Raw genomic sequence first — 8177 nt, 5'->3', positions numbered from 1 at the left:
TTCCGTCAAAACGTGAAAGACTCTAGCCTGCACATGACATTGATACCGTCGGACGATGCATCCGGGCTTCGCCGTGCGCCCGCGCGGTGCTAATCTGCCTCGGACTACACGGAGAGTGTCATGGACATTGCCGGGTGGCTCTCGAGCCTTGGGCTCGGCAAATATAGCAGAACCTTCGCCAAGAACGAGATCACGCCCGAAGTGCTCCGGCATCTCTCGGACGCGGACCTCAAGGCGTTGGGGCTGCCGATGGGCCCAAGGAAGCTCGTATTGGCCGCGATCGCGGAGCTTGGCAAGCGCGATATAGGGGATCCCGCCACAGCGGCCGGAATTGAACCGATCCCTGGAAGTGGTCCACCGCCTCGCCCGGAAGCTGAACGTCGCCAGTTGACGGTGATGTTTGTCGATTTGGTTGGATCGACCGCGTTATCAGGTCGGTTGGACCCCGAAGAGATGGGGGAGGTGATCCGGAAGTACCAGATCGCGGTGGCCGCGGAGATCACGCGTGTGGATGGCCATGTCGCGAAGTTCATGGGGGATGGGATCTTAGCCTATTTCGGGTGGCCTCGGGCCCACGAGAACGAAGCCGAGCGGGCGGTGCGGGCCGGGCTCGCCATTGCCGGCGCGGTCGCCAAGCTGGCGACACCCGCGAAAGAGCCACTGGGCGCGCGTGTCGGCATTGCCACGGGTCTGGTGGTGGTAGGCGACTTGGTCGGCGAAGGTGCAGCGCAGGAGGAGGCGGTGGTCGGCGAGACGCCGAACCTGGCGGCGCGACTCCAATCACTGGCTGAGGTCGGCGCAGTGGTGGTCGCCGAACCGACGCGACGGCTGCTTGGCGAGCTCTTCGAGCTGGTTGATCTCGGCACCCACGATCTGAAGGGGTTCGCCCAGCCGGTGCAGGCATGGCTGGTCATGGGCGAGAGCCGAGCCGAGGGCCGCTTCGAGGCGCTGCGCGGGATGCGCCTCACGTCGCTCGTCGGCCGCGATCAGGAGGTAGCCTTGCTCCTCAACCGCTGGCGGCGGGCCAAGGATGGCAGGGGTCAGGTCGTACTGCTGTCGGGCGAGCCGGGCATCGGCAAGTCGCGCATCGCGATCGCCTTGCGCGAGCGGCTCGGCGAGGAATGCCTGTCGCTGCGCTATCACGGCTCGCCCTATCGCACGAACAGCGCGCTGTTCCCGGTGCTGGACCAGCTGCGTCGGGCCGCCCGCTTCGGGCACGAGGATGCGCCGGAGGTGAAATTGGCCAAGCTGGAGGCACTGCTTGTCTTGGCTGGGCCTGACCCGAAAACGGCGATGCCGCTGATCGCCGAGCATTTGACGATCCCGACAGGCGACCGCTACCCGATGCCCGAGCTCGCACCGCAAGAGAAGAAGGCGAGGACCTTTGAGGCGCTGCTAGCCCAGCTTGAGAGCCTCGCAGCCAAGCAGCCGGTGCTCATGACGGCCGAAGATGCTCACTGGTTCGATCCCACCACCTTGGAGCTGTTCGATCGAATCGTCGATCAGATCGAGCGGCAGCCGGTGTTGCTGGTCGTTACCTTCCGGCCTGAGTTCGCGCCACGCTGGACCGGCCGACCGCATGTGACACAGCTGACGCTCGATCGCCTTGAGCAGAACGAAGGTGCCATGCTGATCGACCAGCTGTCTGGCGGGCGGCCGCTTCCTGCCGAGGTGCAGGCGGATATTCTCGCCAAGACCGAAGGCGTGCCGCTGTTCGTCGAGGAGCTGACAAAGGCGGTGCTCGAATCCGATCTGCTCCGCGAGGCCGGCGACCGCTACGAGCTTACCGGTCCGCTGCCGCCGCTCGCCATCCCCTCGACGCTACAGGACTCGCTCTTGGCTCGCCTCGATCGGTTGTCGCCGGTTAAGGAGGTGGCGCAAATCGGCGCTGTCATCGGCCGCGAGTTCAGTTACGAATTGCTGGAAGCGACCGCGCAGATGGACGAGCCGAAGGTCAGGACCGCTCTGGACGAACTTGTCCACGCAGAACTGGCGTTTTGCCGTGGCAAACCTCCTGACGCGAACTACACCTTCAAGCACGCGCTGGTGCGGGATGCCGCCTACGAGTCGCTATTGAAGAGCCGACGCCAGCAACTCCATTGCCGGATCGTCACCCTCCTCCGTGATCGCTTTCCCGAACGAGCAGAGGCGGAACCGGAGGTGCTCGCCCACCATGCTACCGAGGGCGGACTGTTCGATGATGCAGTGTCATCCTGGTACGAGGCGGGCTTGCGCGCAAACTATCGGTCGGCCGACGCCGAAGCCATTGCGCACCTCTCAAAGGGCCTGGACCTTCTCGCGCAACTCCCAGAGAGCCCGGCCCGCGACGATCGCGAGATCGATCTGCAGCTTGCGCGTGGCATACCCTTGGCATCCCTCAAGGGCTATGGGTCTGCCGGGGCCGTCGCCGCCTATACGCGAGCCTGCGAGCTATGTGCCAAACTGGGCAGCGAGACGTCCAAATCCTTCCCCGCGCTGCGCGGCCTGTGCACCGGCCACCGGGCCCGGGGGCGGATGCACACGGCCAGCGCCCTCGCTGATCAACTGATCGGGATCGCCCGGCAATCGGGCGACCCGTCCCTGCTGCTGGAGGCCCACCACGTCAATTGGACGACGCAATACGCGCTCGGTAAGTGGCGGTCGGTGTGCGAGCACACCGACCAGGGTCTCTTCCTCTATCGGCCAGAACACTTCTCGCACGCCTTCGTCTATGGCGGCCACGACTCCGGCGTGTGCGCAGCTGCCAAGCAGGGCGTCAGTCTGTGGATGCTTGGCTTTCCGGATCAGGCGTTGGCCCGGGCGCGAGAATCCATTACCCGGGCCCGCCAACTGCCTCATCCGCCCAGTTTGCAGCACGCTCTCTATCATGCCACCGTGCTGCACTACTTCCGCCGCGATGCCGCGGCGGCTCGGGAAGCAGCCGCGGCGAGGCTTCAATTGGCGCACGAGGGATTTCCGGCCTGGGTCCCCACAATCAATCTGCAGTTGGCCATGATCCAGGCCCTCGAGAGCGCACAGCAGGTTCCAGCCCCCGTCACCGCCGCCCCGCCGGCGCTGCCAAACGAAATCCTCAGTGACGTCGAGGGAAAAGGACTTGTTCTCTGTCTTTTCGGATGCGTGTGCGAACTGGCGGGCGAGGTCGACGCCGGCCTAAGCATGCTGCAGCCAGCAATATCCGAGGCGGCGGCTACTGGCGCGCGCCTCTGGGAGTCGGAATTTAGCCGGCTCACTGGAAATCTCCTGCTCCTGGCAAAACCCCGTGACTCCGAACACAGCGAGGCGCATTATCGCCGCGCCATCGAGATCGCTCGCGAACAGCAGGCGCGATCACTGGACCTGCGCGCGTCGACCTCGCTCGCCCGCCTGTGGGCCGACCGCGGCGATCGGCAAGAAGCCTACGACCTGCTCGCGCCGACCTACGCCTGGTTCACGGAAGGCTTCAACACGCGCGACTTGATCGATGCGAAGGCGCTTCTGGACAGCTGTGCATCGTCATGATCACGCCGGGAGCACGTCATGGCCCTTTACAGAAGCAACGGGGACCGGGTTCCCCATCACATTCGCCAACTGGCGGAGGACGTCAGGGCCGGCAAGATGGACCGGCGCGAGTTCCTGGCTCTCGCCAGCGTATTCGGCGCGTCGACCGCGTACGCCTACGGAATGATCGCTCTTGCAGTGCCCACCAACGCCATGGCGCAGGAACCCGTGAAGGGCGGTGTCCTCAAGGTCGCGATGCACGTCAAGGATCCGAAGGATCCGCGCATGGCGGACTGGTCCCAGATCGCCACCGCGCAGCGCCAGACGCTCGAGCCCTTGGTCAAATATACCCGTGAATTCACCTTCAAGCCCTATCTGCTGGAAAGCTGGGAAGTGAACGACGATGCTACCGAATACGCGCTGAAGGTCCGTCCGGGTGTGACCTGGAACAATGGCGACACGTTCAATGCCGACGACGTGATCTTCAATTTCACCCGCTGGGCCGACAAGAGCGCTGAGGGCAATTCCATGCCAGGCCGCATGGGCACGCTGGTCGACGAAAAGTCGGGCAAGCTGCGTGAAGGCGCTGTCACCAAGGTCGACGACATGACGGTCAAGCTCAGCCTGACCAAGTCGGACATCGGGCTGATTCCGAACCTCTGCGACTATCCCGGCCTGATCGTCCACCGCTCCTTTGACGAGACCGGTGCCAACTTCGTGCAGAACCCGATCGGCACCGGACCGTTCGAGCTCGTCTCCTACGATGTCGGCCAGAAGGTCGTCTACAAGCGCCGCGAGAACGGCAAGTGGTGGGGCGGCGAGGCCTATCTCGACGGCGTCGAGTTCATCGATTACGGCGCGGACCCCTCGGCAATGGTTTCGGCCTTCGAGGCCGGCGAGGTCCACACAAACGACGAGACGACCGCCGACTACGTGCCGATCCTCGATGCGCTCGATCTGGTCAAGTCGGAGGTGGTGACCGCGTCGACGATCGTGGCGCGCACCAACGTCGCCAACAAGCCCTATGACGACCAGAAGGTCCGCAACGCGCTGCAGCTCGCCGTCGACAACGCCGTCGTGCTCCAGCTCGGCTACGGCAATGCCGGCGACCAGGCAGAAAACCACCATGTCTGCCCGATCCACCCTGAATATGTGGAGTTGCCGAAGGTCGCCCGCGATCCGGCGAAGGCGAAGGCGATGATGGAGGAGGCCGGTCAGGCCGACTTCGAGCATGAACTTATCACGGTCGACGAGGACTGGCACAAGAACACCGGCGACGCCATCGCCGCCCAGCTTCGCGAAGCTGGCATTAAGGTGAAGCGCACCGTCCTGCCGGGCTCGACCTTCTGGAACGACTGGACGAAGTATCCGTACTCGATGACCAACTGGAACATGCGCCCGCTCGGCATTCAGGTCATCGCCATCGCCTACCGCACCGGCGAGGCCTGGAACGAGGCGGCCTATTCCAATCCGGACCTCGACGCCAAGATCGGCGAGGCGCTGTCGATCGCCGATGCCGAGAAGCGCAAGACGGTGATGGCCGACATCCAGAAGATCCTGCAGGATTCCGGCATTATCATCCAGCCTTACTGGCGCAAGCTCTATAACCACTCGGTGGCCGCGGTGAAGAACCATGGCATGCACCCAATGTTCGAGCACGACTTCGGAAAAGTCTGGCTGGAGGCTTGAGTCAGAGGACTGGGAGGCCATCGTCCGGATTTTCGAGGCACCGGCTGCTTTCCGGCCATACTCAGTCTTTGAAATCACACGCTCAAATGGCCGCTCCTGTGGCGCTTAGCGGAAGTCGCGTAGACCCATCAGAGCGCGCCGTTTAATTAGCCACAATGTCAGCATGGATCGTCCACCGGCTAAGGTCGCCTTTGACCCGAACGCGACTCTCGATACACCAATTGCGAACGCCAATGGGTCGAACCTGCCGTAGAGCTCCTTTCGCCAGATCGGGCTATTCACCCCAAATCGGCGACAAAGCTCGCAGGCCCGGGACCCCGTCCGGAAGTTCTGAACGGCAGTGCGTAGTAGTGCCGTAGGCGGACTGCGCGCTCGTTAGCATGCGCTGGCCAGACTGGGTTCAAATTCCGGATTGATCGGGCCCATCAGTCGAACCTACCTGCGCCGATGCCCGAAAGCAGCAACTTGCGATGCTGAAGCGGCGGCAATCCGAACCGCTTTCTGTAAGCGCGGCAGAACCACTCGGGTGAGGCAAAGCCGGAGGCCGCACCGACTGCCGATGCGCTCATGGTCGTCGAGCTCAGCAGATCGCGCGCGCGGTCAAGGCGCAGGTCCAAATAGTAGGCCGATGGGGCTTTTCCACCGTGACGCAGAAACAATGCTTGAATCCGCCGTTTGCCCAGTCCGCTTCTGCGCGCGATCTCATCCATACCGAGAGGCTCTTCGAGATGGTCCTTCATCAGAGTGACGAGGAGTCGGAAATGGGGATTGCCCGGTGAGCGATTGCTGTGTCTCTGGGGGGCACCCGCCGGCCGGATCGAGCCGTGGATTAGGGCCTCCGCGGTTCTTACCGCCAGCTCGGGTGAGGTGACATTGGCGATCCATGCCAGCATCGCGTCCCCGGTGGCCGTGCCGCCTGCAGCAGTCAAACGATTCCGGTCAAGCGCATAGATTGCGTTTTCGAGCGAAATTTCCGGATAGGTCTCGCGAAAGCCGGTCTCAGCTTCAAAGTGCACGACCGCTCGATATCCAGCGAGCAAACCAAGCTCGGCGAGGATGACGGTGCCCGTGTCGAGACCACCCAACATCCCGCCCAAGCGAGCCCGTTTACGGAGCATCGCCTTAGTGGAATCCGACACCTCGGCCAAAGGATCGTATCCTGCGCACAGCAGAAGAAGCGACAGGCCCGCTGCGTTGGCGACCAGTCCGGACGGCACCACCGGCACGCCGTTCGAGGCGGCCACTGGCGCGCCGTTTTGGCTCAACGTTTCCCATCGAAACACCGAGCGACCGGCAACCTTGTTTGCGAGTCTCAGTGTTTCGGTCGCCATAACATAGGCGAGAAGCTGGAACCGCGGGAAAAGCAATAGCCCGACGGTATGCTGGGTGGAGGAAATCATCGGGTGCATAATAAGTCAATTTTAGAGCACTTCAATTCAATAAACGGCAGGCAAAATGTGGCAAAAGGGAGAAATAGGACCCAAGAACCCGATACAATGGAGAACGCCATGACCACGACCAACGCCATCGCTCGCTCGATTCCGATCGTCTGCCCCGAGCCAGAATGGCAGACACGCTGCGAACTGTCCGCCGTCTATCACCTGCTCAAGAAGTATCGGTTGACGGACCTGACCAACCAGTGGCACGCGGCGCGCGTACCAGGTGAGAAGGCGATGCTGACCCATTGCTATGGCCTATTCAACGAGGAGGTCACAGCGTCGAACCTGATCAAAGTCGGCTTCGACGGGAGCAACATGAACCCGGAGAATGGCGAGCCGAACCCTTCGGCGACCGAGATCGCGAAGCTGTTCTTCGAAGCGCGTCCAGAGATCAACAGCGTGATGCACATCCATACCAAGGCAATCATGGGCGTCTCGGCGCAGACGACGGGTGTGCAGCCCTACAGCCAGGCCTTCCTTATGATTGGCGGCGCCGAGCAGATCGGCTACACCCGCTACGAGTTCGAATGCACCGACGACTTCCTGTCCGGGCTCCTTAAAGCGGCCCATAACAAGTCGATGATCGTCGAGGCTTTTCACGGCGCATTTGTCCTCGGCCGGACAGTGGGAGAAGCATTCTTCCGCTCATTCTATCTCGACCAGGCTTGCGCCGTGCAACTGGAGGTTCAGTCTGGCGGAGCCGCTGGTGCAGCTCTGATGACGCTTGGCCAACCCGAGATCGACCGCCATCTCGCCGACATGGCCAAAAGCGACTGGTACGGCTACGACGGCGCACTCGAATGGAAAGCGTGCCTGCGCTGCGTCGATCGCGAGGCGCCTACCTACAGGGCGTGAACTGAAGGTCGGCAAGGGGACCGATATGCGCCGTTCGGGCCCTAAGGGTCAACTCCTGGCGCTTACCGGCCGCTCTGGACCACGACCATTGTGCGCCGTTTAATTAGCCACAATGTCAAAAGCGGCCGCCGGCGGCCGCCACTTCGAGCGCCCGCTTGGCGCTTTCCTGGCCCTTGATGTCGGCAAGGTCGGGCAGGTCGCGCGCCGCAAGCTGGATGCCGGCCTCCGGCCGCGACAGCACCTGCGTGCCACGAAAATGGTTGGCGATCGCGATCAGGCTGCGCGGCGCCAGGATATCGAAATCCTTGCCGGCCCAGGCCGCCTCCGGCCCGCAGGCGAAGGGGCAGATCAGTCCCTTGCCCTCGGCGTTGGCGCCGATCGCCGCCGGCAGCGCGCCGGCCACACCGGCGATGGTGCCGTCGAGCGACAGTTCGCCGAGCACGACATAGCCGGCCAGCATGTCGCCCGGAATGGCGCCGAGCGCGGCCATGAGCCCAAGCGCGATCGGCAGGTCGTAGTGGCTGCCTTCCTTGGGCAGGTCGGCGGGTGCGAGGTTCACCGTCACCTTCTTCGAAGGCATCGACAGGCCCGAAGCATGGAGTGCCGCCTGCACGCGTTCGCGGCTCTCGGCCACCGCCTTGTCCGGCAGGCCGACGATCTGCATGCCGACCTTGCCCGGCGCGATCATTGCGCATTTCGCAAAAGCCGGACGGGGAT

Annotated in this window: 4 protein-coding genes and 1 pseudogene; 3 read left to right on the top strand and 2 right to left on the bottom strand. The window is 63.2% G+C overall.

The annotated features are described in order from the left end of the window. Positions 1–120: 120 nt before the first annotated feature. Both DH10_RS29275 and DH10_RS29270 read left to right on the top strand, forming a co-directional pair. Positions 121–3498 carry an AAA family ATPase gene (locus DH10_RS29275; RefSeq protein WP_192257371.1) on the top strand — a complete coding sequence of 1126 codons (3378 nt, stop codon included), beginning with the start codon at positions 121–123 and terminating at the stop codon, positions 3496–3498. A gap of 18 nt (positions 3499–3516) precedes the next feature. Continuing rightward, positions 3517–5166 carry an ABC transporter substrate-binding protein gene (locus DH10_RS29270; RefSeq protein ID WP_192257373.1) on the top strand — a complete coding sequence of 550 codons (1650 nt, stop codon included), beginning with the start codon at positions 3517–3519 and terminating at the stop codon, positions 5164–5166. A 425-nt stretch (positions 5167–5591) separates the two neighbouring features. Here the strand turns inward: DH10_RS29270 and DH10_RS29265 are convergent, their stop codons facing one another. Continuing rightward, positions 5592–6575, bottom strand: a complete 984-nt coding sequence (locus DH10_RS29265; RefSeq protein WP_192257375.1) for a GlxA family transcriptional regulator — start codon at positions 6573–6575, stop codon at positions 5592–5594. On the opposite strand from DH10_RS29265, the gene DH10_RS29260 reads away from it, so the two are divergent. Beyond that, entirely contained in the window at positions 6570–7460 is an 891-nt protein-coding gene (locus DH10_RS29260) for a class II aldolase/adducin family protein (protein ID WP_210325382.1), read from the top strand. The genes DH10_RS29265 and DH10_RS29260 overlap by 6 nt on opposite strands. A 124-nt stretch (positions 7461–7584) precedes the next feature. On the opposite strand, the pseudogene DH10_RS29255 reads toward DH10_RS29260, so the two are convergent. Then, positions 7585–8177 (bottom strand): annotated as a pseudogene (locus DH10_RS29255) (magnesium chelatase domain-containing protein); the annotation flags it as partial.

Origin of the sequence: Mesorhizobium silamurunense, from assembly GCF_014843825.1 — a bacterium.
In the GTDB taxonomy this organism is placed as follows: domain Bacteria; phylum Pseudomonadota; class Alphaproteobacteria; order Rhizobiales; family Rhizobiaceae; genus Mesorhizobium; species Mesorhizobium silamurunense.
Note: the sequence above shows the minus strand (reverse complement) of the source record. Positions and strands in the feature narration are given on the sequence as shown.

Bases quoted from the DNA above. Each gene is read 5' to 3' on its own strand.
- DH10_RS29275 (WP_192257371.1), top strand. From the start codon at position 121: ATGGACATTGCCGGGTGGCTCTCGAGCCTTGGGCTCGGCAAATATAGC.
- DH10_RS29270 (WP_192257373.1), top strand. From the start codon at position 3,517: ATGGCCCTTTACAGAAGCAACGGGGACCGGGTTCCCCATCACATTCGC.
- DH10_RS29265 (WP_192257375.1), bottom strand. From the start codon at position 6,575: ATGCACCCGATGATTTCCTCCACCCAGCATACCGTCGGGCTATTGCTT.